This window comes from Methylopila henanensis (assembly GCF_042681025.1).
GTDB lineage: Bacteria > Pseudomonadota > Alphaproteobacteria > Rhizobiales > Methylopilaceae > Methylopila > Methylopila henanensis.
Map to the genome: position 1 here is coordinate 643,827 of NZ_JBHUER010000010.1, position 23,280 is coordinate 667,106.

At 67.9% G+C, this 23,280-nt stretch carries 22 protein-coding genes, 1 tRNA gene and 1 pseudogene; 18 read left to right on the forward strand and 6 right to left on the reverse strand.

Going from position 1 to position 23,280, the window contains the following annotated elements:
* Positions 1-217 precede the first annotated feature (217 nt).
* Positions 218-724, reverse strand: a complete 507-nt coding sequence (locus ACFSCV_RS16195) for a prolyl-tRNA synthetase associated domain-containing protein (protein WP_378800597.1) — start codon at positions 722-724, stop codon at positions 218-220.
* Positions 725-777: 53 nt separating this feature from the next.
* Entirely contained in the window at positions 778-1,152 is a 375-nt protein-coding gene (locus ACFSCV_RS16200) for a hypothetical protein (protein ID WP_378800598.1), read from the reverse strand.
* A gap of 172 nt (positions 1,153-1,324) precedes the next feature.
* Here ACFSCV_RS16200 and ACFSCV_RS16205 point away from each other — a divergent pair.
* Positions 1,325-1,399 (forward strand) — tRNA-Gly (locus ACFSCV_RS16205).
* Between the two features lie 297 nt (positions 1,400-1,696).
* Here ACFSCV_RS16205 and ACFSCV_RS16210 read toward each other — a convergent pair.
* A complete protein-coding gene (locus ACFSCV_RS16210; RefSeq protein ID WP_378800599.1) occupies positions 1,697-2,455 on the reverse strand; it encodes a GntR family transcriptional regulator in 759 nt (252 codons plus the stop codon).
* Positions 2,456-2,613: 158 nt separating this feature from the next.
* On the opposite strand from ACFSCV_RS16210, the gene ACFSCV_RS16215 reads away from it, so the two are divergent.
* The 11 genes and pseudogenes from ACFSCV_RS16215 to ACFSCV_RS16265 all read left to right on the forward strand — a co-directional run.
* Complete coding sequence (locus tag ACFSCV_RS16215) at positions 2,614-3,621, forward strand: ABC transporter substrate-binding protein (RefSeq protein WP_378800760.1); 1,008 nt, start codon at positions 2,614-2,616, stop codon at positions 3,619-3,621.
* Positions 3,621-4,442 carry an ABC transporter permease gene (locus ACFSCV_RS16220; protein ID WP_378800600.1) on the forward strand — a complete coding sequence of 274 codons (822 nt, stop codon included), beginning with the start codon at positions 3,621-3,623 and terminating at the stop codon, positions 4,440-4,442. Before ACFSCV_RS16215 ends, ACFSCV_RS16220 begins: the two co-directional genes overlap by 1 nt.
* Before the next feature lie 4 nt (positions 4,443-4,446).
* Positions 4,447-5,214 carry an ABC transporter ATP-binding protein gene (locus ACFSCV_RS16225; RefSeq protein ID WP_378800601.1) on the forward strand — a complete coding sequence of 256 codons (768 nt, stop codon included), beginning with the start codon at positions 4,447-4,449 and terminating at the stop codon, positions 5,212-5,214.
* A gap of 31 nt (positions 5,215-5,245) precedes the next feature.
* Positions 5,246-5,974: a maleate cis-trans isomerase family protein gene (locus tag ACFSCV_RS16230; RefSeq protein WP_378800602.1), complete on the forward strand. Its 729-nt coding sequence runs from the start codon at positions 5,246-5,248 to the stop codon at positions 5,972-5,974.
* Complete coding sequence (locus ACFSCV_RS16235; RefSeq protein WP_378800603.1) at positions 5,971-7,005, forward strand: NAD-dependent epimerase/dehydratase family protein; 1,035 nt, start codon at positions 5,971-5,973, stop codon at positions 7,003-7,005. The genes ACFSCV_RS16230 and ACFSCV_RS16235 overlap by 4 nt, the downstream gene beginning before the upstream one ends.
* Complete coding sequence (locus ACFSCV_RS16240; protein ID WP_378800604.1) at positions 7,002-7,796, forward strand: SDR family NAD(P)-dependent oxidoreductase; 795 nt, start codon at positions 7,002-7,004, stop codon at positions 7,794-7,796. The genes ACFSCV_RS16235 and ACFSCV_RS16240 overlap by 4 nt, the downstream gene beginning before the upstream one ends.
* Before the next feature lie 314 nt (positions 7,797-8,110).
* Positions 8,111-9,325 carry an MFS transporter gene (locus tag ACFSCV_RS16245; RefSeq protein WP_378800605.1) on the forward strand — a complete coding sequence of 405 codons (1,215 nt, stop codon included), beginning with the start codon at positions 8,111-8,113 and terminating at the stop codon, positions 9,323-9,325.
* Between the two features lie 227 nt (positions 9,326-9,552).
* A complete protein-coding gene (locus ACFSCV_RS16250) occupies positions 9,553-10,062 on the forward strand; it encodes an RNA polymerase sigma factor (RefSeq protein ID WP_378800606.1) in 510 nt (169 codons plus the stop codon).
* Between the two features lie 81 nt (positions 10,063-10,143).
* Positions 10,144-11,082 carry a FecR family protein gene (locus tag ACFSCV_RS16255; RefSeq protein ID WP_378800607.1) on the forward strand — a complete coding sequence of 313 codons (939 nt, stop codon included), beginning with the start codon at positions 10,144-10,146 and terminating at the stop codon, positions 11,080-11,082.
* A gap of 277 nt (positions 11,083-11,359) precedes the next feature.
* Positions 11,360-13,720, forward strand: a complete 2,361-nt coding sequence (locus ACFSCV_RS16260) for a TonB-dependent siderophore receptor (protein ID WP_378800608.1) — start codon at positions 11,360-11,362, stop codon at positions 13,718-13,720.
* A 55-nt stretch (positions 13,721-13,775) separates the two neighbouring features.
* Positions 13,776-13,972: pseudogene (locus ACFSCV_RS16265) on the forward strand (DUF4287 domain-containing protein); the annotation flags it as partial.
* Between the two features lie 198 nt (positions 13,973-14,170).
* Here ACFSCV_RS16265 and ACFSCV_RS16270 read toward each other — a convergent pair.
* Complete coding sequence (locus ACFSCV_RS16270; RefSeq protein ID WP_378800609.1) at positions 14,171-14,362, reverse strand: hypothetical protein; 192 nt, start codon at positions 14,360-14,362, stop codon at positions 14,171-14,173.
* Between the two features lie 186 nt (positions 14,363-14,548).
* Positions 14,549-15,415 (reverse strand): LysR family transcriptional regulator, encoded by an 867-nt coding sequence (locus ACFSCV_RS16275; RefSeq protein WP_378800610.1) that lies wholly within the window; start codon positions 15,413-15,415, stop codon positions 14,549-14,551.
* Positions 15,416-15,584: 169 nt separating this feature from the next.
* Between ACFSCV_RS16275 and ACFSCV_RS16280 the strand changes: the two genes are divergently transcribed.
* Together ACFSCV_RS16280 and ACFSCV_RS16285 are read left to right on the forward strand one after the other, a co-directional pair.
* Positions 15,585-16,436, forward strand: coding sequence for an oxidoreductase (locus ACFSCV_RS16280; RefSeq protein WP_378800611.1), 852 nt, complete (start codon positions 15,585-15,587; stop codon positions 16,434-16,436).
* Between the two features lie 42 nt (positions 16,437-16,478).
* Entirely contained in the window at positions 16,479-17,960 is a 1,482-nt protein-coding gene (locus tag ACFSCV_RS16285) for an MFS transporter (protein WP_378800612.1), read from the forward strand.
* Positions 17,961-18,416: 456 nt separating this feature from the next.
* On the opposite strand, the gene ACFSCV_RS16290 is transcribed toward ACFSCV_RS16285, so the two are convergent.
* The gene (locus ACFSCV_RS16290) at positions 18,417-19,067 is read right to left on the reverse strand and encodes a TetR/AcrR family transcriptional regulator (RefSeq protein ID WP_378800613.1); all 651 of its coding nucleotides are present in this window, start codon (positions 19,065-19,067) and stop codon (positions 18,417-18,419) included.
* A gap of 168 nt (positions 19,068-19,235) precedes the next feature.
* Between ACFSCV_RS16290 and ACFSCV_RS16295 the strand changes: the two genes are divergently transcribed.
* Genes ACFSCV_RS16295 through ACFSCV_RS16310 form a run of 4 tightly spaced genes read left to right on the forward strand, consistent with a single transcriptional unit; the run spans position 19,236 to position 23,271 of the window.
* Positions 19,236-20,291 carry a putative urea ABC transporter substrate-binding protein gene (locus ACFSCV_RS16295; RefSeq protein ID WP_378800614.1) on the forward strand — a complete coding sequence of 352 codons (1,056 nt, stop codon included), beginning with the start codon at positions 19,236-19,238 and terminating at the stop codon, positions 20,289-20,291.
* 25 nt (positions 20,292-20,316) lie between these two features.
* A complete protein-coding gene (locus ACFSCV_RS16300; protein WP_378800615.1) occupies positions 20,317-21,135 on the forward strand; it encodes an ABC transporter permease in 819 nt (272 codons plus the stop codon).
* Positions 21,136-21,139: 4 nt separating this feature from the next.
* A complete protein-coding gene (locus tag ACFSCV_RS16305; protein ID WP_378800616.1) occupies positions 21,140-21,955 on the forward strand; it encodes an ABC transporter ATP-binding protein in 816 nt (271 codons plus the stop codon).
* A gap of 2 nt (positions 21,956-21,957) precedes the next feature.
* Positions 21,958-23,271, forward strand: coding sequence for an NtaA/DmoA family FMN-dependent monooxygenase (locus ACFSCV_RS16310; RefSeq protein WP_378800617.1), 1,314 nt, complete (start codon positions 21,958-21,960; stop codon positions 23,269-23,271).
* Positions 23,272-23,280 lie beyond the last annotated feature (9 nt).

Below are 23,280 nucleotides of genomic sequence, written 5' to 3' on the forward strand. Positions count from 1 at the left end.
GTGTTCATAACGCGCTCCCGGGGCGGGATGCCCTTGGCGCGGCTTTTTGTCAGTCTGGGTCTTGCGCCCAAACGAATAAGGCGCCGGTGAGGGTGCCCCACCGCGCCAGCGCGTGTCTCTATAGCCAAAACAGGCGCCGGGTCAATCGGAAGCCGAGGTTCGCGGCTCCAAACCGGCGACGCGAGCCGTGTCCGGCTCGCCCCTCCGCCATGCGTCGTCAGGCCTCCGTGGGCGCCAGCTCCACGATGACCGGCTCGTGGCCGGTCGCATGCAGGAAGCGCAGCAGGTCGTCGGGCGCGAGCGCGGTCGTCGCGGTGTTCGTTAGCGGGTGCACGTTCACGAGCTCATGGCGCAGCAGCGAGGCGTCGAGTCCGACCGTCACCCGCCCCTCGGCGTCGTTGATCGCTCCGAACGGCGTGACGGAGCCGGGCTCCACGCCCCAGACGCTCACGAGCAGCTCCGGCGACCCGAACGAGAACCGGCCCGACGCGCCGAGCGCCGCCGCGAGCCATTTCAGGTCGATCGTCGCTTCGGCGTCGGCGGTGAAGAGGAACAGCCGTCCCTTCCTGTCCTTCAGAAACAGGTTCTTGGTGTGGCCGCCGGGCATCCCGGCCTTGAGCGCGCGCGATTCGGCGACCGTGAACACGGCCTCATGATCATGCGTGACCGAAGCGATCCCGAGCTCCGCCAGCCGGGCCAGAAGCTCGTCGCGCGTCGCCGGCATGTCTCTCGCCTCCTCCATGCGCTTCAGGCTTCGGGAAGAGGCTTATGGCCGGCTCAGCCGCGTTCGTCCATGTCCGCCCAGGCCACGCGCTTCGGCCGCAGGGCGGCGCGACCGCGCTCCTCCTTGATGTCGGCGATATCGTCGAGCATCCGGATGAGGGCGCGGATCGCCTTCTTCTCCGGCTCCGCCAGCTCGCGCTCGGGCCGGAAATGGGCGAGCAGCACGGCGAGCCCGTCTCCGATGCGGCCGAGCTGGGCGCCATAGCTGCCGACGTCCTGCAGCACCTCCTCCTCGACCTCCGGCGCCTTCGAGCGCCCCAGATTGATGTTGATGAGCCCGAACTGGCTGCCCGCCGCCGAGAAGGCCGACGTGAAGATGCGGAACGCCTGCGTCACGTCTCCGCCGAGCGGCAGTCTGAACGTCGCCATGGAAAGCCTCCCCCCGTCTGCGCCGCCTTCCATCACGCCGCACCGCGGGCTTGGCGTCCAGCGCCCCCACCCGACGGCCGTGAAAAAGGCGCGCGAAACCGCCTTGCATTCCTCCGGCGGCTGCGGCATAGGAAGCGCCTCGCCGGCCGACGCTGGCGGCGGACTGAAGCGGGCGGGCGTAGCTCAGGGGTAGAGCACAACCTTGCCAAGGTTGGGGTCGAGGGTTCGAATCCCTTCGCCCGCTCCAGGTCCACCAAACGACGAAAGCCGCGGATCGCTCCGCGGCTTTCGTCGTATCAGGGCCGGGCGATCCGGGGCGCTTCAAGAGATTTGCGGGCCGTCGCGGTTACAGCATGGTTACCCGCACCGGACGGCCCAGGAATCGAGCTCGTCGGACTTGGGACCCTCAAATCTCAGTTTCAAGTCGACCGCCGCTGTCCCTTACCGTGAGACGCCCAGCGCGTCGTCTTGCCGACGCCGTCGCAACCCCTGGCCGCCCCAACGGCTACGTCCGGACGCAACGCCAACGACATCGAGCGCGAGCTCAGGCTTGCGCCATGTCCTTCAGCCCGGCGACCACCGCGGCGCTTGTCAGGGCGGTGTGCTCGGCGAGCGCCTCCGCGAAGGCTTCGGCCCGGCCGGCGACGAACAGCGCGGTGAAGCGCTCGTGCTCGGCGAGCGAGGCGTCCCAGCGGCCGGGATCGAGGTTCGCCTGGGCGCGGGCGCGGTAGATCTTGGCGCTGAGGCCCGTCCACAGGCCGTCCAGCACCGGATTGCCCGCGAGCCGGGTGATCTCGCGGTGGATGTCCTGGTTCTGGCGGAAATAGTCCGGACGCGCGCCCGCATGGTGATGCGCGACGAGTTCGGCGTGCATGGCCTCGATGCGGCCGATGTCCTCCGCCGTCGCGGCGGCGGCGGCGCGGAGGCCCGCCAGCCGGTCGAGGGCGACGAGGACGTCGAAGGCCGCGGCGACCTCCGCCACGTCGACCGGCGCCACCACCGGCGTCCGATGCGGGCGCAGCAGGATCAGCCCTTCGGACGCCAGAACCTTGAAGCCCTCGCGCAAGGGCGTGCGCGACACGCCGAAGGTGTCGCACAGCATCTTCTCCGGCAGCGGACTGCCGGGCGCGAGTTCGCCGTCGAGCACCATCTGGCGCAGCCGCGCGGTCAATTGGTCGTGCAGGGACGCCGTGTTCAGCGGCGACGTGGCGGAGACTCCGGAGAGCTTGAGGCGGTCCGGCCGGAACTTCACCCGGGCGCGCGCCCGATCCGGCTTCGTCGCCGCCGCCTCTGATTTTGGCATTTGCCTAGACCCCCTGCCCGACAAATCGACACGACATTTCTATTTTGTGAGTTATCACGTTGATCTATCGAACGTAAATTCATATCGCATACCGAATGCGTCATGCGGCTACTCGGCGGCGGCGCAGCGGGCGAACCGGAGACCCGTCGATGAGCAGCATGCCCCTGTCCCGCTTCGCGCGTCGCCTCACGGCCGCGCTCGCCTTTGTGACGCTCGCCGCCGGCGCGGCGTCCGCGCAGGAGCCGATCAAGCTCGGCTACGCCAAGTGCGCGCATTGCACCCCGCTGACGCTGGTGCCGGAGAACGCCAAGGACGCCAAGGTCGAGGCGATCGGCTTCACCACCGGCAACGACGTGCTGACCGCGCTTGTCTCCAAGAGCATCGACGTGGCGCAGGTCACATATCTGCACTACGCGACCGCGCTCGACCGCGGCTTCGACGTGGTGGCGATCTCCGGCCAGGTCAGCGGCGGCTCCACCCTGCTCGCCGCGAACGACCTGCCGGTCGCCGCCGACGACTGGACCGCCCTCAAGGCGCTGATCGCCAAGCACAAGGAGGACGGCAAGCCGTTCCGCGTGGCGGCCTCGCGCGGCAACGCCCAGGACATCCACATGCGCGGCGCTTTCGCCAAACAGGGCATCGACGTCAACAAGGACGTCACCTTCGTCAACATCCCGAACCCGTCGGACCACATCCAGGCGCTGCGGCGCGGCGAGGTGGAGATGATCTGCACCGTGGAGCCGTTCGGCACGCAGATCCTGCAGTCGAAGGGCGCCAAGCTGTTCACGCACCCCTACGACCAGCCGGCCGGCAAGCTTACCAACCTGATGGTCACGCGCTCCGACGTGATCGCCTCCAATCCCAAGGGCGTGCAGGCCGTCGTTGGCGGCGTCGTGGCGGTCAACGAGAAGATCTCGGCCGACAAGGGCCTCTGGGCCGACGTGATCGTGAAGGTCACGGGCCTCGACCGGAAGATCGCCGAGGGCGCGATCGGCAACCTCTACCCCGACGCCCCGATGCACCGTCCCGAGGCGATCGCGATCGCCGGCATGATGCGCGACCTGAAGTACATCTCCAAGGACGTGACGGCCAAGGTCGAGGCCAACATGGACTACCGCTTCCTGGAGGCGGCGACCGGGAAGCCGAAGACCGAGCTCGGCTACTGATGGCGACCGCGGCGCCCGCCCGCTGGCTGCGCGTGCTGGAGCGCGCGGCCGTCCCCGTCCTGTTGGTCGCGGGGTGGGAGATCTTCTCCCGCTCGGGCGTGCTGCCGGAGTCCCTGCTGCCGGCGCCGTCGATGGTGGCGCTGGCCTGGGCCGACTGGCTTACGGGCTACAGCGGCGACACCCAGAGCCACAGCGGCGGCTGGCTCGCCGATACCGCCGCAAGCTCGGCCCGGGTGCTCGCGGGCTTCGCGATCGCCGCCGCGCTCGGCGTCGGCCTCGGCGTCGCGATCGGCTGGTCGCGGCGGATCGAGGCGGTGATCGAGCCGACGCTGCAGACCCTGCGTCCGATCCCGCCCGTGTCGTGGATCCCGCTCGCGATCATCTGGTTCGGCATCGCCGACAAGCCGGCGATCTTCCTGGTGTTCCTGGGCGCGTTCTTCCCGATCCTGCTCAACACCATCCACGGCGTGAAGAGCTGCGATCGCGACCTGATCCGCGCCGGCGCCATGGTCGGCGGAGACCAAGGCAAGCTGCTGCGCTTCATCGTGGTGCCGGCCGCCATGCCCAGCATCTTCGCGGGCCTCCGCATCGCGGTGGGCTCGGCCTGGATGCTCACCGTCACGGCCGAGATGGTCGCGGTGAAGAGCGGCCTCGGTTACGTGCTCTGGGATTCCTACTACTTCCTCCGCTACGACATCGTGCTCGCGGCCATGGCCTCGATCGGCCTCCTCGGCTTCCTCAGCGATCTCGCGATCCGTGCGGTGATGAACCGGACGCTGCGATGGCGGCGCGGGGCGACGCTGCGCGGCGGAGAGGGCTGATCCCATGGCGACCATCGACATTCGCGGCGTCTCGAAGCTGTTCCGGGACTCCAAGCGCAACGTGGACGTGGCGGCGCTCACCGACGTCGACCTCACGGTCCGGCGCAACGAGTTCATCTGCCTGCTGGGACCGAGCGGCTGCGGCAAGTCCACGCTGCTCAACATGATCGCCGGCTTCGAGACGCCCACCTCCGGCGAGGTGCTGGTCGACGGCCAGGCCGTCGCCGGTCCGGGCTCCGACCGCGGGGTCGTGTTCCAGCAGGCGAACCTTATGCCCTGGCTTCCCGTGTGGGAGAACGTGGCGTTCCACCTGAAGCTCCGCGGCGGCCTCAAGGCGGTCCGGCGCGAGCAGGCCCAGCGCTACATCGACTTAGTGGGCCTCACGGGCTTCGAGAACCACTACCCCTCGGAGCTCTCGGGCGGCATGAACCAGCGCGTCGGCATCGCCCGCGCCCTGCTCATGAACCCCGGCGTCATCCTGATGGACGAACCGTTCGGCGCGCTCGACGAGCAGACCCGCATGGACATGCAGACCGAGCTCATCCGCATCTGGGAGCGGCATCAGGGGACGATTGTGTTCGTGACCCACGGCGTCGACGAGGCGCTCACCCTCGGCACCCACGTGGCGGTGATGAGCGCCCGTCCGGGCCGGATCGCCGAGATCATCCAGATCGACCTGCCGCGCCCGCGCGACGTCACGGGCCCGCGCTTCAACGAAATGAAGCGCCACATCCTCCACCTGCTCCGCCCCGGCCGCGTCGCGGCCGCCTGAGCGCACTCCCGACTTCACAGGTTCAAGCATCATGACGCGACGCGTACTCCTCGGCATGCTCACGCCGTCCTCAAACACCGTGCTGGAGCCGGTCACCCAGGCGATGGTCGCGGGCCTGCCCGAGGTCTCGGCCCATTTCGGGCGTTTCAAGGTCACCGAGATCGCGCTTTCCGGTTCGGCGCTCGCCCAGTTTGAGGACGCCGAGATCCTGCGGGCGGCCGAACTGCTCGCACACGCCAAGGTCGACGTCATCGCCTGGAACGGCACCTCCTCGGGCTGGCTCGGCTTCGAGGCGGACGAGCGGCTGTGCGAGCGCATCACCGCCGCGACCGGGATCAAGGCCACCACCTCCATGCTGGCCCTGAACGAGATCCTGAAGACGACCGGCGTCACCCGCGCCGGCCTCGTCACCCCCTACCGCGACGACGTGCAGGCCAAGATCCTCGCGAACTACGCGAGCCTCGGCGTCGACTTCTCGAACGAGCGCCACCTCGGCCTGCAGGACAATTTCTCCTTCTCCGAAGTCACCGCCGACCAGCTCACGGAAATGGCGCGCGCCGTGGCCGCGGACGGCGTCCAGGCGCTCGCGGTGGTGTGCACCAACCTGCGCGCCGGACCGCTGGTGGAGGCGCTGGAGCGTGAGCTGAAGCTGCCGGTCTACGACACGATCGCGACGGTCGTCTGGAAGAGCCTGATCCTCGCGGGCGTCGACCCCAAGCGCGTCGAGGGCTGGGGCTCGCTGTTCCGCAACGTCGCGTGACAGCCTCGACCGGGAGCGCGGACGGCCCCGTCTTCGTCGCCGGGGGCTCCGGCTTCGTCGGCCTCGCGCTCTGCGAGGCCCTGCTCGAGGCCGGCGTCGCGGTGACGAGCTACGACCTCGCGCCGCCGCCGGCCGAAGCCGCCGCCGTCTTCGGTACGCTTCCCGGCGCCTTCGAGGCGGTCTGCGGCGACGTGCGCGACAGCGAGGCGCTTCTCCAGGCGATGACGCGCAGCGGCGCGGGGCGCGTGGCGTCGCTCGCGGCGCTGACGGCGGGACCGGAGCGCGAGCGCGCGACCCCGCGCGCGATCTTCGAGGTCAATGTCGGCGGGGCGCTCGCCGTGGCGGAGGCCGGCGCCGCCTGCGGCGCGGCGCGCGTCGTCCACGTCAGCTCGGGCTCAGTCTACGGCGCGAGCGGCCGCACCGCGGACGTCCTCGACGAGGACGCGACGCCGCTTGCGCCCGAAGGCCTTTACGGAATCTCCAAACAGGCGGCCGAAGCAGCCGTGCTCAGGTTTGCGGCGCTCCGCGGGCTGGACGTCCGCGTGGGCCGGCTCGGAACCTGCTTCGGCCGCTGGGAGCGCGCGACCGGCGCCCGCGACACGCCGAGCGCGCCGTTCCAGATTCTGGCCCAGGCGCTGAAGGGCGAGGAGATCGTCCTGCCGCGCCCGCACCCGCGCGACTGGCTCTACGCCCGCGACGCCGCCGCCGCGATCCGCGCGCTGCTGGACGCGCCCGCTCCGGCAAGGCGGATCTACAACCTCGGCGCCGGCCACGTCTGGCCGCTGACGGCGCTCTGCGAACGCCTGCGCGACCTCCGGCCCGGCCTCCGCTGGCGGCTTGCGGAGGCCGGCGAGCCTGGGACCGTCGCGCTCTATGCGCCCTATGACCGCGCGCCGATGACGATCGGCCGCCTCCGCGCCGACACAGGCTTCACGCCCGGCTTCGATCTCGACGCGGCGCTCACCGACTGGCTCGCCTTCGCCGACGCCAACCCCGCCCTCGTCTCCGCCTCCTGGGAAAGCGCCCCATGACCTCCGCCTCCCCTCCCGCCGGCCGCCTCGCGGGCCGCGTCGCCGTCGTCACGGGCGCCGCTTCCGGCATCGGCCGCGCCATTGCCCAGGCCTACGCCGCGGAAGGCGCGCGGGTCGTGATCGCCGACGTCACGGAGACCGTGATCGAGGGCGGCGCGCCGACCGCGGCGACGATCGCGGCGGAGGGCGGCCACGCGCTGTTCGTCGCGACCGACGTCGCCTCGCCGAAGGCCGTCGAGACGCTCATGGCGGAGACCGTCGCCCGGTTCGGCCGCATCGACGTGCTGGTCAACAACGCCTGCGTCCGCCACCAACGGCCGCTGCTGGAGCTCGATCTCGCGGCGTGGAACCGGCTGCTTGCGGTCAACCTCACCGGCGCATTCCTCTGCTGCCAATCGGCGGTCCGGCGGATGGTGGAGCAGGAGCCCTGCGGCGAGGCGCGCGGCCGCATCGTCAACCTGTCGTCGCAGCACGGCATGATCGCCGCGCCGGGCGACCTCGGCTACGGCGTCACAAAAGCGGCTGTCGATTACATGACCAAACAGATCGCGGCCGACTACGCGGCTCAAGGCATCGTCTGCAACGCGGTGGCGCCGGGCAAGATCGTCACCGGCCAGGGCGGGCACCTGCAGGCCGACCACGTTCTCGACCGCGCCCGCCGCCGGACGCCCTGGCCAAGGCTCGGGCGGGTGGAGGACGTCGCGAAGGCCGCGTTGTTCCTCGCAAGCGACGAAGCGAGCTTCGTCACCGGCGCGACGCTGATGGTCGACGGCGGCTGGATGGCGGCTTAGGCGCGTAAACGACCGCTGGTTATGGGAGGAGTACGAGACCCGGAGGCCGCCGCTCAGCTTGGCACGATAAGCTCGTGACCGAACGCTCACGTGACCCATAGTCGACGTCTGGAACGTCTGCTTTCCGGCTGCGCTGAGGCCGCGTCCTAGCCTCCCCATATCGTGACGCCTCGCTGAACATTCTGTTATGAGCCGCATCTGCGCCGAGGGCGGATTGCCACGGAATGACGATTGACGCCTAAACATCATCGGTCGACCCACGCGAGAACATGTCGCCTGCCGACGCTCATCGAGGTGCGGATCGCTTCCGCAACATGACGCTCGCGCGCATCGTGACGCTCTACGCTCCCGACGCGATGTTCTTCGGCTTCCTGCTGACCGTCGTGCCGTTCCAGTTACGCCTCGAAGGCGGCGGAGCGGCGTTGTCGGCCGCCGTGAGCTGGATCGCGCTTCCACTCGGCTTCGCGTTCTTCTGGGCGCCTTTCGTCGACGCGCGATCGCTGTTCGGCCTGGGGCGGCGATCCGGCTGGGCGAGCGTCTGCCAAGTCTCTGCAGGCCTGGCCTTCGCAGTGACCGCGCTTGCGTTTCAGCTCATGCCGGAGCATGCCGGCCCCATGGCGGCGCTTATTCCAAGCCTCGCGGCCGCGTTTCTGTTCGCGACCCGCAACATCGCGCTCAACGCCTGGATCCGCGAAAGCGTGCCGATGAGCGACATGGCGATCGCGGTCGGGGTTCGATGCGGCGGCGCCGCGGTCGGCAACGTGCTCGGGGCGGGCGCCCTCGCAGGTCGCTTCGACACGGTCGGATGGTCAGGCGCCTTCTGGGTTCTCGCAGCCGCGACGCTGCTGTCCGCGATCGCGCTCTGGCGGTTGCCGGGACAGTCGCTGCAGCCTGCGGCCGAAGAAACCGTGGGGCTCACCGCTACCATCTCCGGGATGCGCGACAGGCCGGGCGTCGTCCGCCGAGCTCTCTCCGTCGCGACGCTTTCGGCCGTTATGGCGCCGCCGGCGACGCTCGGCGTGGTGGTGTTCGCCGATAAGGGCTTCACCTCCGAGCAGCTCAGCTACGCGACCGGCTATGCAGGCGCTGCGGCGGCCACACTCGGAGCTTTTGCAGGCGGTAAACTCGCAAAAGTGTTCGGGCTGAGAGCGATGCTGGTGGCGACCGCCTTTTCACAGGGGGCGCTCTGCCTTGCATGGGCGGCGTTCGCGACGTCGTCCGCTGCGGGGCTCTATCCGATCGGTCTGTCGCTGACGGCCACGCAATACGGGCTGTTCGCCATGATGGCGTCCCTCTGGCTCACCGCGGTGATCCAGATCGCCTCTCGTGAACGCGCCGCCACCGAGCTCGCGCTGCTGAACGCGCTGCTGCTGCTCACGGGAACCTTCGCCCCGACGCTTGCTGGCACGTTTGCCGATCTCGCGGGAAGCGTGCCGCTCACGCTCGTCGCGCTGGCCGCGCTCGCCAGCGCCACGGCCTTTCTGGCCCCGGCGGTCGTAGGTCGCTCGCAGCCTGCCGTGCTGTTGTAGCCTCGCCACAAATCGCGACAGAACAGCCAAATTTTGAACCTGTCTAACATAAGCTCGACCCGCGCTCGCAGCCTGCAACCGATGCCGCTCTTGAGATCAGGCCCTATCTCCTTCGCAGCTTAGAATGCCTATAAATTATTGATCTACTTGATCTGTTTCTGATTCCTGTTTGTCTCAACCTGTTGCGGGCGGAGCTGAATCCAGCTCAGGGCTAAAGGTTCGAGACTATGGACGCGGCGGCGATCGACGCGCTGCATCGAAGCGAGGACGCCAAGCTCCAGCGCTTCCTGCTCAAACTGCTGGGCGACGCTTCGGACGCGGCCGACGCCGCGCAGGAGACCTATCTGCGTCTCATGCGCGCGCTGGGCCGCACCGAGATCGAGCATCCGCGCATCTTCCTGTTCTTCGTGGCGCGTAATGTCGCGATCAACCTCGGCAGGCGCCGGCGTTTCGAGAAGGATCTGTTCCGCTCGCTGTCGGACGACGCGCTGGGAGAGCTCTCGGACGGGCAGGCCCGCGCCGAAGCGCAAGTGATCGCGCGCCAGCAGCTCAAGCTCGTCGCGGCCGCCATCGACGAACTGCCGCCGCGCTGCGGCGAGGCTTTCCTTCTGAGCGCGTTCGACGGGCTGTCGAACGGCGAGATCGCGGCCCGGATGGGCGTCAGCCGCAACATGGTCGAGAAGCACCTGATGAAGGCGCTGCTTCACGCGCGCCGCCGCTGCAGCGACTTTTTCTGAAGTCCGAACGTCAGGATTTCACCCCGTCAGATGTCTTCTCCTTCAGGAGGACGAGGCGTTCGTCAACCTTGGTGACAGGACATGACCCAGCGCACGCCTGCGGATCTTCCTGAGGACGAGGACGATCCGGTCTATGAGCAGGCCGCGCTCTGGGTCGTGCGCCTCTCTTCGCCGGATGCGACGGCCGAGGACCGCCAAGCCTTCGAGGCTTGGCGCGCCGCCGACCCTGCGCATGCCGACGCCTATGCCGAGATGGACGAGTGGCGGCGCGCGATGGGGCGCGCGCCCGACCCGCGCCGGCGCAGGAGCCGACTTCCAAAGGGCCTTGCGGTCGTCGCCGTCGTCGGCCTCGCCGGAATGTTCGCCTATCAGCAAGGGCTGATCGACCGCTTTCAGGCCGACGCCTGGACCGGCGTCGGGGGCTTCGAGACCGTCATGTTCGAAGACGGCAGCCGGGCCGACCTCAACACCGACACAGCTCTCGCCTTGCGATTCACGCCGCATGAGCGCGGCGTCGAGCTTCTGCGCGGCGAGGCGGTGTTCGATGTCATGCCCGACCCCCGGCGCCCATTCGTGGTTCGCGGGCATGGCGTCAGCGCGCGCGCAGTCGGCACTCGTTTCTACGTGCGCGTCGACGATGACGCTCCGGTCGGCGTCGCCGAGGGCCGCGTCGAGGTGTCGACGTCGAACGGCGCGGTGGAGATTGGAGCCGGCGAAATCGCGTCCGCGATCAGCGGCCGTGCGCCCAAGATTGAAAAGGCCGACGTCGCCGAGGCGATAGCGTGGCGGGACGGAAAGCTGATCGTGTCCGGCAGACCACTCTCCCGCGTGGTCGCGGAGCTTGATCGCTACCGTTCCGGGCGGATCGTGTTGCTGGACGGCGCTCTCGCGGCGCGGCGTTTCAGCGGAACGCTCGACATCCGCGACACCGACGACGCGCTCGACGTGCTGGCCGCGAGCATGCGGCTCAGGGTCACCCGCGTGACGCCGTTCCTGGTCCTGATCCGGCCAGGCGCCTGATGGCGATTTCTTTTGTGCGCGACGTCAGGAGAAAGGGCTCTCGCCTGTCTATCCGATCAGGGACCTGACTGCAGACGGCGCGACGGCCCATTCGGGAATGAGCAGGGGCTCGAAAAAGATGGCGCGCGAAATGCGTGACGCATGGCGGCTTGGCGCGGCGGCGGGTTTGTCGCTCCTGACGACGGGGCACGCGTTCGCGGCGGAGAATCAGACCGCCGCTGAAACGCCGCCCCACGCCGTCGCCCGCAACGCGCCCAAGGGCGTCCCGCCCGCTCCCATGCGCGTTGTCGTCCCGGCCGGACCGCTCGAGGCGGCGCTCAACGCGTTGTCGAAGCAGACGGGCCTGAAGCTTGCCTATCCGACCGACATGACCGAGGCCCGGAACACGCGGGGCGTCGACGGTGACTTCCGGCCGATCGAAGCGCTCAGCAGGGTGCTGGCGGGTACGGGCCTCACCTATCTGCCGGCGGGCGACGCCACGATCACGCTGATCGATCCGCGTTTCGTCCGTCTCGACACCACATCCGAGGCTGCAACGACGCTGGAGGAGATCAATGTCGAGGGACGCGGCGACGAGGCCGGCGCCCCTCCCCCGACCGGCGTGGTCGGCCGCCCGCCTGCGCCTTACGCCGGCGGACAGGTCGCCTCCGGCGCACGGCTCGGCATGCTGGGCAACCGCTCGGTGTTCGACACGCCGTTCAACATCGCGGGCTACACCGACAAGCTGATCCGCGACCAGCAGGCGCAGGGGCTGATCGACGTCATCGAGAACGACCCCTCGGTGCGCGCCGCCTCGTCGCTCAGCGATGCGCCGGGCTCGACGCTCTATGTCCGCGGCTTCGAGCTCTATCCGCTCGACGTCGGCTTCGACGGGCTGTTCGGCGTCACCGACATCCGCCGGCCGCCGCTCTACAACATCGAGCGCGTCGAAGTGCTGAAGGGTCCGAGCACGCTGGTCAATGGCGGCGCCCCGAACGGCGGCGTCGGCGGCGCCATCAACCTGATCCCGAAGCGCGCCGCCGACGAGCCGCTGACGCGGATCACGCCGTTCTTCCATTCGAAGGGCACGTTCGGGACGGCCGTCGACGTCGGTCGCCGGTTCGGAGCGAACGGCGAATGGGGCGTGCGCCTTAACGGCGTCCTGCAGCGCGGCGAGACCTCGGTCGACAAGGAGAAGCTCGATCTCGGCTTCGGCTCGATCGGCCTCGACTACCGCGGCGAGCGCGTCCGCTGGTCGGTCGATTTCGCCTATCAGGACAGCGACTACGATCGGAACCGGACCTTCATCGAGTGGTTTCCGACCAACCCCGCCGACAAGATCCCCGACGCGCCGAAGCTCTCGAAGAACCTCGGTCGCCCCGACGAATTTCAGCGCATGAAGACGCTGATGGGCGCGACCCGCTTCGAATACGACCTCACGGAGAATACGACGGTCTTCGCCGGCTTCGGCGTGGCCGACACGTCCGAAAACGCCTTCGCAAGCTACAAGACGATCACCTCGGAAGCCGGTGACTTCAGCAATCTGTTCGTTCGACGTGTCACCGACTACCGGACCTACGCGGCCGATATGGGTGTGCGAACGCAGTTCGATACGGGCCCGATCAAACACGAAGCCAGCATCTCGGCGGCAGGCTTCTGGACCAAAACCGATTTTCCGGAGGCGCTGCAGTTCCTTCCCGGCGGCTCGGGCAACCTCGACAATCCCGGCGGCGTGACGGTTCCCGGCTATACGGACGATTCGAACGGAGCCCGGTTCAATTCGCAGGACTATCGCAGCGTCGGCATCGCCGACACGATGTCTATCCTCCACGGTCGCGTTTCGTTGACGCTCGGCGGGCGAGTCCAGGAGCTCGCGGCGAAGAACTACAATTTCAGGCAAGGCGGCGCGAACTACGACGAGCTCGCCTCAAAATACCGGGAGTCCGAGTTCACGCCCGCCGTCGCCCTGGTGGTGAAGCCAGTCGAAAACCTCTCGGTTTATGGCAATTATGTCGAGGCGCTGATTTCTCCGGCGGCTCCCGCCGGCGCGCTTCCGGGGCCTTCGCTTCCGCCGCTTGTGGCCAAGCAGAGGGAAGTCGGCGTGAAATACGACTTCGGCAGTTTCGGCGCCTCCGTCGCTCTGTTCGACATCAAGCGGCCGAACGCCGGCTTCGTCGGAGGCGCCTTCGCGGCGGACGGCTTCAAGCGTAACCGCGGCGTCGAGGTCAACCTGTTCGGCGAGCCCACGCCCGGCCTCAGGCTGACGGGCGGCGTCTCATTCATCCGCGGCAAGCTGCAGGACACCGCGACGGGTGACGCCGACGGCAATGTCGCGCCCGCCGTCCCAAGCTTCGCGCTCAACCTCTATGGAGAATACGACCTGCCCCCGTCGCTGCTCGACGGGCTGACGGTGACGGGCCGAATGATCCATACGTCGAAGCAGTATTACGACAACAACAACGACTACAGCATCCCGGCCTGGACGCGCTTCGACGCCGGCCTCCGCTACAGCTTCGATGGATCCTGGGGCAAGCCCGTCACGCTGCGCGCCAATGTCGTGAACGTCTTCGGCAAGGACTATTGGTCCTCGACCGGCGTCGGACTGCTGTCGCTCGGGAGCCCGCGGACGCTGCTGGTGTCGGCCCAGTTCGACTTCTAATCTGCATTGATGAGGAACCGAGCGACACGAGCATAGTGGCGAGACGGGCGATCCGAAGGTCAAAGGCCCGGCGTCCTATTTTCCCTCTCTCGAGAAGAAGTATGGCCGATCTCCGACTGGAGGGCGTTGGTGCGCGCCGTGCTTCCCGCCGAGCACATGGAGTTCGTCGCCATGCTGAAGGAACAGGATGGGAGGGGCCATGGTCACGCCAATGCGACCGTGGTCCGCCCCCTCGCCGAAGACGGCGCATAGGCCTTAGGCGCGCTTCCGCCGCGTCCCACTTCGTCCATCAGCATGTCACATATCCGTCCGCGAAGACCTGCCGATAGCTTGAGAAGAAAGACCCCGGGCTCCGGCGCCGGGCTGCTCGGACCCGAGCATCCGCCATTGCGCGGACCAGAACATCGGCGATCGCCTTCACGAGATCGGGCGCGAGAAAGGCATATTCCATCATGCGCTCGACGTGACGCCGACTGCAGCCATGCTGGTGGGCGAGTTGATCGAGATTGACGGAGCCCACACGTTCGCGCGCAGCGGAGCCACGCGGCCGATCGCGCTTCGCCAGCGGGCCTTCAGGGTCGCGAAGCCGAGCTCACCCAGGCGGGCCAGCCCGGCTTCCATCTTTACGGGATCGACGTGCATGTCCGGCGGCCGACGCCCGCCCAAACCCATGCAGGATTAGCGTCGCTCTCCGCCGTCCGTTGCGATCGTCCGGATCGCCACGCCCACGCGCAGCGCGATCTCATGTTCATCGCCGACGCCGGAGTTTCTCGTCTTCTCTCGGACACTGGCGACCAGCTCTCAAACTGAAGTCGCCGTCTGCAGCGTTCAACGTTGGAGTGCTGTCTTCGTAACGTGATCGGTCACGACGGTTATGAAGGCCCGCAGCCGCTGAAGGCGACGGATATCCCGGTGATAGCCCATCCAGATATCCCGTGAGGGCGGCTCGACAGGCAGATCGAGCTTGCGAAGACCCGCTATCTGACTTCCGACCACCTGCGGCAGGACGGCGACGCCGACGCCCTCGCGGCACATCCGCCCCTGCACGTTCCGGTTGTTCGACCGAAGGAGCGGCTTCGCGTTCGGAAAGCTCTCGGTGAGCCAGGCGATGTCCGGGAACTGGCCGGTCGAGGTGTCGTGGGTGATGAGCCGGAAGCCGGCTCCGTCGCCATAAACCGGCTCGGGCGCGCCCGCCGCAACGTAGACGCCGTAGGGCACGCGGACCAGCCGTCGCTGCACGACGTCGGGGCTGTCGAACGGGACGATCCGGAACGCGATGTCAGCCTCCCGCTGCGCGAGGCTGAACAGGCGGGTTCCGGTGAGAATTTCCAGATCAACGTTCGGGTAGGCCTTGGCGTAATCGTCGATGATCGGCGGCAGGACATAGGCGCCGAACCAGTCGGCCGAAGATATGCGCAAAATCCCTTGAAGGTTTTGCTCCTGCCCGGCCAGCCGCCGTTCGATGGTGAGAGCGCTTTCTTCCATCTGCTCAGCCAGAGCGATGACGGCGCTTCCTTCCTCCGTCGGAACGAAACCATCGGCCGTCCGCTGGAAGAGCGTCTGGCCGGTCGCTTCTTCGAGCGCCCGAAGCCGGCGTCCGACCGTGGGATGGCTCAGATGAAGCGCACGGGCGGCGGCGCCCAGCGTCCCGGCGCGGGCTATGGCGAGAAAGATCCTGACGTCGCTCCATTCCATCGCGCAGCCGCCAGACCCACAAAAATGAACGCCAAACGTACGATACTGTCAGTTATCGAACAAATCCAATCACCCACATGCGCCTCATCCCGCTGGGCTGCGGCGGCGCGCCGGCGGCTTGTCGCGTCGGCTTACGCCGGGCCCGGCGCCAGCGCTGAAGGAGAGCATGATGAAAACCTGGCTGATCACGGGATGCTCGTCGGGCCTGGGCCTGGAGCTTGCCGAAGCCGTCGCCGCGCGAGGCGATCGCCTCGTCGCCACAGCCCGTTCGACGGACAGCTTGAAATCGCTGTGCGACCGCTATCCCGAAACGGTGCGCAGTATTCCGCTGGACGTCACCCGCGCCGGCGACGCCGCAAAGGCCGTGGCCCTGGCCGAAAGCGCGTTTGGCGGCCTCGACGTCCTCGTCAACAACGCCGGCTTCGGCTTCATCGGCGCGATCGAAGAGGGCGAGCCCGACGAGTACCGCCCGATGTTCGAAGTGAACCTCTTCGGCTTGATCGAGACGACCCGGGCCGCCCTGCCCGCGCTGCGCAAACGCGCCGGCGCCCGCATCGTCAATCTCTCCTCCGGCGCCGGAATCGCCGGCTCCGCGGGGTTCGGCTTCTACAACGCGAGCAAGTTCGCGGTCGAAGGGCTGTCCGAAGCGCTTGCGCAGGAGCTTCGTCCGCTCGGCGTGCGCGTAATCATCGTCGAGCCCGGCCCCTTCCGCACCGCGTTTCTCGGTCGGTCGATGGCCACCGCCGCGCGAGAGATCGCCGCCTACGCCGAGACGGTTCCGGCGAGACGTCAGTACCGTCAGACCAATGACGGCCGGCAGGCGGGCGACCCAGCGAAAGCCGTCGCCGTGATGCTGCAGGCCGTCGATGCGGAGCATCCGCCGCTGCACCTCCCGATCGGGCCGCGCGCCCATGCGATCGCGGAGCAGAAGCTCGACGCCTTCCGCGCCGACATCGCCGCTTGGCGCGACGTCTCCATCGCCACCGACTTCGACGCGCGCAGCCAAATCGGCCCGAACTGATCGGCGGCGGCGAAGCTTGGGTTCAAGAACGGAATTATGCTCATGAGCGCGATGACGTCTGACGCCGCGGCCCCCTCGGCCGCTCTGGTCCGGAACGGCGACGCCCTGCTCGAGCCGCGACGCTGGACGATGTTCGTTGTCCTTCTCGTCGGCGCGTTCCTGCCGCCGCTCGATTTCTTCATCGTCAATGTGGCGCTCCCCTCGATCCGGGTAGACTTGGGCGCCTCCTCCTCCGCCGAGCAGCTTGTCATCTCCTCCTACGCCGCGCTCTACGCCGTGACGCTGACGACCGGCGGGCGGCTCGGCGATCTGTTCGGTCGCGGCCGGGTGTTCTTTCTCGGCCTGATCGGCTTCGCCGCTGCCTCGACGCTGTGCGGCTTCGCCTGGTCGCCCTGGGCCCTGGTCGCCGGGCGCGTGTTGCAGGGCGTCACGGCCGCCGTGATGGCGCCCCAGGCGCTCGCTTCGGTGCAGGCGATTTTCCCGGACAGGGAGAAACCGCTCGCCCTCGGCGTCTACGGCGCGATCTTCGGTCTGGCCGCCGTGATCGGGCAGGCCTTGGGCGGCGTCCTGATCGCGCTGGATCTGCTGGGGCTGGGATGGCGGGCGATCTTCCTGATCAACCTGCCGGTGGCGGCGCTCGTCCTGCTGTTTGGCGTTCCTCTGCTCAAAGAAACGCGCGCCCGCGACGCGCGCCGGCTGGATCCCGGTGGCATGGCGTTGTCGGTGCTCGCGCTCGGCGCGCTGCTCGTGCCCCTGATCGAGGGGCGCGAAGCAGGGTGGCCGCTCTGGTCCTGGCTCTCGCTCGCCGGGTCGCCGCTGCTGGCGTGGCTCTTCTGGCGTTATGAGACCCGGCTGGCGCGAGCGGGCGGCTCGCCTCTGCTCGACCCCAGCGTCTTGCGCGCGCCGGGACTGGGCCGCGCGCTGCTGATCGCGCTGTTGTTCTATTCGATCGGCGGCTTTTTCCAGCTGTTCTCCGTCTACCTGCAGGAGGCGCTGCACGTGACGGCGCTGCAGGCGGGCCTCGTGTTCCTGCCGTTCGGCGCCGGTTTCCTGCTTGGGCCGCTCTCGACGCCCTTTCTCCGCCGGTTCTGCGGCGCCTATGTCAATCCGATCGGCATGGGGCTGGAGGTTGTCGGGTTTCTGGGTCTCGCCGGGCTGCTCGCGGCGACGCTGAGCGGCGCGCATCCTGCGCCGACCCCGCTCGCCGCCCTCCTGTTCGTCATCGGCTTCGGTCAGGGGCTCGCGCTGCCGACCCTGATGCGGATGGTGACGGGCCGGGTCGCGCCCGCCTTTTCCGGCATGATCGCCGGCATCGCCAGCTCGACGCTCCAGGTCAGCACCGCGCTCAGCGTCGCCGTGATCGGCGGAATCTTCTACGAGGTGCTGGGCGCGCGAACCGATCCCGCCGCCATCACGCAGGCGCTCATCGTCGCCGTCCTGTGCATCGCCGTCTGTCTCGCTGGCGGAGCGGCTCTGAGCGTCACACTCGTCCGGCGAGCTCCCCCTCCGCACGGCGAGGCGTAGGGGCAGGTTTGATACCCTCTCGACGATGCGCGCCCAGAGGCGCCCATCGCCGATGACGCGATTGGAACTTCGTCGCTCGGCCGGGCGAACGACAGCCGGGATAGAAGATGATGTCTCCAGTGGGCCGTTCTCATTTCTCTGGCAGGGCCGCGGGTCATCGCCGGCCAGTGAACGTGATTGTCGTGACCTGATCCCCCGACGTCGGCGATGCCCGTATTCCGTCGAGGAGACGACCGGCCCTTGATCCAAGCCTTGCCGCCGCCCGAATGGCCACGATTGTCTCGGCATGGGTAAGCGGGGGAGCCGCCGAAGCGTCCGCTGTTCGGTATAGCTCCGGGGCCGGCATCCAGCGCATATCGACGCCGCCCCTGCGGTCGACCGCCCCGCGAGAAGCCTGCGTCGGGCATGACTTGACCGGGCGCGCCTGCATGCGTCTTGCGGAACGCCGCTGCGTCGTCAGGGATCGAGCAAGTCTGCGACAAGGCTTTTCAGGTCGGCGATGTCGCTGGCGATGCGATCGTCGCCGCGGCTCGACGACGCGTAGAAGATCCCGTCGAGCTGGAGGCTGATGGTCCGGGCCGTCCTCGCCACGTCCACCGCCTTGAAATGGCCGGCCGCGATCCCCCGGCCGATGCAGTCCTCCAGAAGGGCCTGCTCGAAGGCGTAGAACTGCGCGATGAGCGCGCCGGCGCCGGTCCGGTCGTCGTGCGAGGCGGAGTGGTCCGACATCAGCTGCGTCATGCGCGTGACCGTCTGGGCGATCGACAGGTGCATGTCGAGCCACGACATGATCTCCGCGCGCGGCGTGGTCGCGGTCTCGCGCACGGCGGCGAAGCCGGCGTAGAGCTGTTCGATCGCGTAGCCGAGGGCCCGACGGAACAGGTCTTCCTTGCTCTCGAAGTAGTGGTAGATGAGCGCCGGGTTGATGCCGCACGCGCCCGCGATGTCGCGCATGGTGACGTTGGAATAGTGCCTTTCGGCGAAGAGCTGCAACGCCTGTTCGAGGATCGCCTCCGTCCGCGCGGCGGGCGCGAGCCGGCGTCGCGTGGCCGTCGCGCGCCGTCCTCCCGCGCTGGGCGCCGAGCGCGCAGCCTGCGCCTTTCTCACGGGCGCCCCCTTCGAAAATGACCGGCTGACGTCACGTCACGGCGCCTCAACTTTGCGCTGCACAATAACCAAATTCCACGGCATATTAAACGGGCGTTTAATAGCGTCCCCGTGCGGGGCGCTGCGATCGGGGAGCCGATGATGAAGCGTTTTGCGCGATGCGTTGCGGTGGCTTTGGCGGTCGTGCTGGCCGCCGCCGCTCAGCTCTCCCTGCCGGCCGAGGCCGCGACCAAGAAGACCTTCAAGGTCGGCTACAACGTCTATGTCGGCTTCATGCCGCTCAATTTCATGCAGTCCTCCGGGATCATGAAGAAGTGGTCCGACAAGTACGGCGTCGACGTCGAGCTCGTGCTGATCAACGACTATGTCGCCGGCGTCAACCAGTTCATGGCCGGCGACCTCGACGCGGTCGCCCTGACCAACATGGACCAGCTCGTGATGCCCGCCGCCGGCGGCGTCGACAGCTCGCTGTTCCTCATCACCGACTATTCCAACGGCAACGACGCGATCGTCTCGAAGACCGCGAAGTCGGTGAAGGAGCTGGAGGGCAAAGACCTCCATTTGCTGCAGTTCAGCGTCTCGCATTACCTGCTGAACCGGGCGCTCGTGCTGAATGGGATGAAGCTGTCCTCGGTCAAGACCACCAACATCTCCGACGCCGAGATCGCGGCGGCCTTCGTCACGCAGCCGGCGATGGAACATGCGGTGGCGTGGAAGCCGATGGTGCCGGACATGGTCAAGGGCGCGAAGGGCTCCGGGATCATCTTCGACAGCTCGCAGATCCCCGGCGAGATCATGGACGTCGTCATCGCCAAGACCCAGACGCTCAAGGATAGCCCGGAGTTCGCCAAGGCGCTGGTCGGCGCCTGGTACGAGACGCTCGGCAAGATGAAGGCAAGCGGCGCCGAGGCGGCGCCGCTTGAGACCGCGATGGCTACCGCGCTTGGGACCGACGCGGCGGGGCTCAAGAGCCAGGTCGAAACCACCCATTTCTTCCTGACGGCGCAGGAGGCGGCCGAGTTCCTGACCGCGCCGAAGACCAAGGACATCTGGGACTATGTCCGCACCTTCTGCTTCGAGCAGGGGCTCTACGGGCAGGGCGCCGACAGCGTGGACTCGATCGGCATCCAGCATCCCGACGGCTCCGTCATGGGGTCGGAGAAGAACGTGAAGATTCGCATCGACCCGAGCTTCACGAAGCTCGCCGCCGAAGGAAAGCTCTGAGCGGCTGCCGACGGAGCCGACGCGGATGCGCCGCATCATCAACTACCCGCCGTCGCCCGGCGTCGCCCTTCTGCTCGGCGCGGCGCCCTTCGTCGCCGTGGCGGCGTTCTACCTCGCGGCGTCGGACGCGCGGCTCGCGGTCGACGCCGCCGACAAGCTGATGCCGGGCCTTTCCGCCTTCTATGCGCAGATGAGCCGGCTGATGACGCGGGTCGATCCCGCCGTCGGCCAGCCGCTGTTCTGGTACGACACCTGGTGGAGCCTGTCGCGGCTGCTGCAGGGGATCGGCTGGTCGGCGCTGATCGGAATCCTCGGCGGCATCCTGATCGGCTTCATCCCTTTCCTGCGCGCGACCTTCGAGCCGCTGATCTTCGCGCTGTCGCTGATCCCGCCGCTCGCCGTCCTGCCGATCCTGTTCATCGCCTTCGGCCTCGGCGAGACGTCGAAGCTGGTGCTGATCGTGTTCGGCATAGCGCCCTTCATCGTGCGCGACATCGTGCTTCTCGTGACCGCGATCCCGCGCGAGCAGATCATCAAGGCGCAGACGCTCGGCGCCTCGACCTGGCAGATGATCGTCGACGTCGTGCTGCCGCAGGCGCTGCCGCGGCTGATCGAGTCGGTGCGGCTGTCGCTGGGCTCCGCCTGGCTGTTCGTGATCGCGGCCGAGGCGATCACCGCGGAGGGCGGGCTCGGTTACCGCATCTTCCTCGTCCGCCGCTATCTCGCGATGGACGTGATCCTGCCTTACGTCGTCTGGATCACGCTGCTCGCCTTCCTGCTCGACTACGCGCTGAGGAAGCTCTCCGCCGCCGCCTTCCCCTGGGCGAAGCTCCGGGAGGCGTGAAGCGATGACCGAGATTCGGTTCGAGAAGGTCTGGAAAGAGTACGGCTCGGCGATCGTTCTCGAGAACGTCGATCTGACGCTCGCCGACCACGAGTTCCTCGTCGTGATCGGCCCGAGCGGCGTCGGCAAGACCACGCTGCTGCGCCTGCTGCTCGCGCAGGAGCGCCCGACGCGCGGACGCATCCTGCTCGACGGCGTCGAGATCGCCTCCGAGCCGACCGCGGACCGGGGCGTCGTGTTCCAGCGCTATTCGGTGTTTCCGCACAAGACCGTGCTGGCGAACGTCTTGCTCGGCCCGCAATGGGCCGGCTCTCCGCTGCTCGGGCGGCTGTTCGGGGCGCGCAAGCGCGCGCTGCGCGAGCAGGCCATGGCGTTGCTCGAGCGCGTCGGCCTCGCCGAGCATGCGAAGAAATATCCGGCGCAGCTGTCGGGCGGCATGCAGCAGCGCCTCGCGCTCGCGCAGGCGCTGATCAACAAGCCGAAGGTGCTGCTGCTCGACGAGCCCTTCGGCGCGCTCGACCCCGGGTCGCGGCGGGCGATGCATGTGCTCGTCCGCGAGCTCTGGGAAGAGCAGGCGATGACGATCGTGATGGTGACCCATGACCTGATGGAGGCGTTCCATCTCGGCACCCGGGTGGTCGCGATCGACAGACCCCGCCGCGACCCGCACGCGCCGGAACGCTACGGCGCGACCATCACGTCCGACTTCTGCGCCAAACCCCGCATCGTGCGCGACAGCTTCCGCTTCGAGGCCGCGCGCTTACGCGCCGCCGCGGAGCGCGAGTCGGAAACGCCGCTTCTTACCCGAGAGAAAGACTGACAATGGCCGACAAGCGCTTCCACCTTGGTTGGTTCATGAACTTCACGCCGGACGAGTGGCGCGAGCCCTTCGGCCAGGGAGGGCGGCCGTGGGACGGCCAGTTCTATGTCGAAATGGCGAAGTCGCTTGAGCGGGCATGCTTCGACTACATCATGATCGAGGACAAGCTGATGGTGCCGCAGACCTATGGCGGCTCCGCCAAGGCCTCGCTCAACCACGGCATGATGGTGCCGAAGCACGATCCGGCCCCACTCGCGGTCGCGATGGGCATGGCGACGCAGCGCCTCGGCGTGATCGCCACCATGTCGACGATGGCCTATCCGCCGTTCCTCATGGCGCGGCTGTGCTCGACCATCGACAGCCTGACCAACGGCCGGTTCGGCTGGAACGTCGTCACCTCCGCCGAAGACCTGATGGCGAAGAACTTCGGCATGGACCGGCTGCCGCCGCGCGATCAGCGCTACGAGATGGCGGACGAGTACATGGAGGTGATGGGCAAGCTGTTCGCAAGCTGGGATCCGGACGCGGTCGTGCTCGATCGCGACGCCGGCATCTACGCTGACGAGACCAAGGTCCGTCCCATCGATTTCGAGGGCAAGTACTACAAGGTCCGCGGCCCGCTCAACACGGTGCCGTCGCCCCAAGGGAGGCCGATCTACGTGCAGGCCGGCGCCTCGCCGAAGGGCCGCGACTTCGCAGCCACCCATGCGGACTCGATCGTCTCGGTCGCGAGCGGCGTCGAGGAGATGCGGAAGTTCCGCGCCGACATCCGCGAACGGGCCGAGAAGTTCGGGCGCGACCCGGACTCGATCAAGGTGATGTTCTGCGTGACCCCGACGCTCGGGGAAACCGACGAGGAAGCGCGGGCGAAGTACGAGCGTATGCTGAACTCGCCGCATTTCATCGTCGACACGCTGGCCTCGTTGTCCGCCATCACCGAGATCGACTTCGCGCAATACGATCTCGACAAGCCGCTGCCGGAAAAGCTCGTCACCAATGGCGAGTCCGGCACGCTCGACAAGTTCCAGCAGTGGGGCAGCGGCAAGACGCTGAAGGAGCTGGTGGTCGCCGGAGGCGGCGGGCTGGTGTCGTCCGTGGAGCTGGTCGGGACGCCCGACACGGTCGCCGACCGCATGGGCGAGGTGATGGAGGAGGTCGGCGGCGACGGCTTCCTGATCACGACGCCGGTGCTGCGCGTCAGCCGCCGCTTCATCACCGAAGTGACCGACGGGCTCGTGCCGGCGCTCCAGAAGCGCGGGCTCGCGCGCACCGCCTACGCGCACGAGAAGCTGCGCGACAACCTGCTCGACTTCTGAGACGCGGGA

Coding starts and splice junctions, on each gene's coding strand:
- ACFSCV_RS16285 (WP_378800612.1), top strand. CDS start 16,479: ATGAGCGCGATGACGTCTGACGCCGCGGCCCCCTCGGCCGCTCTGGTC.
- ACFSCV_RS16255 (WP_378800607.1), top strand. CDS start 10,144: ATGACCCAGCGCACGCCTGCGGATCTTCCTGAGGACGAGGACGATCCG.
- ACFSCV_RS16245 (WP_378800605.1), top strand. CDS start 8,111: ATGACGCTCGCGCGCATCGTGACGCTCTACGCTCCCGACGCGATGTTC.
- ACFSCV_RS16280 (WP_378800611.1), top strand. CDS start 15,585: ATGAAAACCTGGCTGATCACGGGATGCTCGTCGGGCCTGGGCCTGGAG.
- ACFSCV_RS16275 (WP_378800610.1), bottom strand. CDS start 15,415: ATGGAATGGAGCGACGTCAGGATCTTTCTCGCCATAGCCCGCGCCGGG.
- ACFSCV_RS16225 (WP_378800601.1), top strand. CDS start 4,447: ATGGCGACCATCGACATTCGCGGCGTCTCGAAGCTGTTCCGGGACTCC.
- ACFSCV_RS16220 (WP_378800600.1), top strand. CDS start 3,621: ATGGCGACCGCGGCGCCCGCCCGCTGGCTGCGCGTGCTGGAGCGCGCG.
- ACFSCV_RS16260 (WP_378800608.1), top strand. CDS start 11,360: ATGCGCGTTGTCGTCCCGGCCGGACCGCTCGAGGCGGCGCTCAACGCG.
- ACFSCV_RS16305 (WP_378800616.1), top strand. CDS start 21,140: ATGACCGAGATTCGGTTCGAGAAGGTCTGGAAAGAGTACGGCTCGGCG.
- ACFSCV_RS16230 (WP_378800602.1), top strand. CDS start 5,246: ATGACGCGACGCGTACTCCTCGGCATGCTCACGCCGTCCTCAAACACC.
- ACFSCV_RS16240 (WP_378800604.1), top strand. CDS start 7,002: ATGACCTCCGCCTCCCCTCCCGCCGGCCGCCTCGCGGGCCGCGTCGCC.
- ACFSCV_RS16195 (WP_378800597.1), bottom strand. CDS start 724: ATGCCGGCGACGCGCGACGAGCTTCTGGCCCGGCTGGCGGAGCTCGGG.
- ACFSCV_RS16310 (WP_378800617.1), top strand. CDS start 21,958: ATGGCCGACAAGCGCTTCCACCTTGGTTGGTTCATGAACTTCACGCCG.
- ACFSCV_RS16300 (WP_378800615.1), top strand. CDS start 20,317: ATGCGCCGCATCATCAACTACCCGCCGTCGCCCGGCGTCGCCCTTCTG.
- ACFSCV_RS16215 (WP_378800760.1), top strand. CDS start 2,614: ATGCCCCTGTCCCGCTTCGCGCGTCGCCTCACGGCCGCGCTCGCCTTT.
- ACFSCV_RS16210 (WP_378800599.1), bottom strand. CDS start 2,455: ATGCCAAAATCAGAGGCGGCGGCGACGAAGCCGGATCGGGCGCGCGCC.
- ACFSCV_RS16200 (WP_378800598.1), bottom strand. CDS start 1,152: ATGGCGACGTTCAGACTGCCGCTCGGCGGAGACGTGACGCAGGCGTTC.
- ACFSCV_RS16270 (WP_378800609.1), bottom strand. CDS start 14,362: ATGCACGTCGATCCCGTAAAGATGGAAGCCGGGCTGGCCCGCCTGGGT.
- ACFSCV_RS16250 (WP_378800606.1), top strand. CDS start 9,553: ATGGACGCGGCGGCGATCGACGCGCTGCATCGAAGCGAGGACGCCAAG.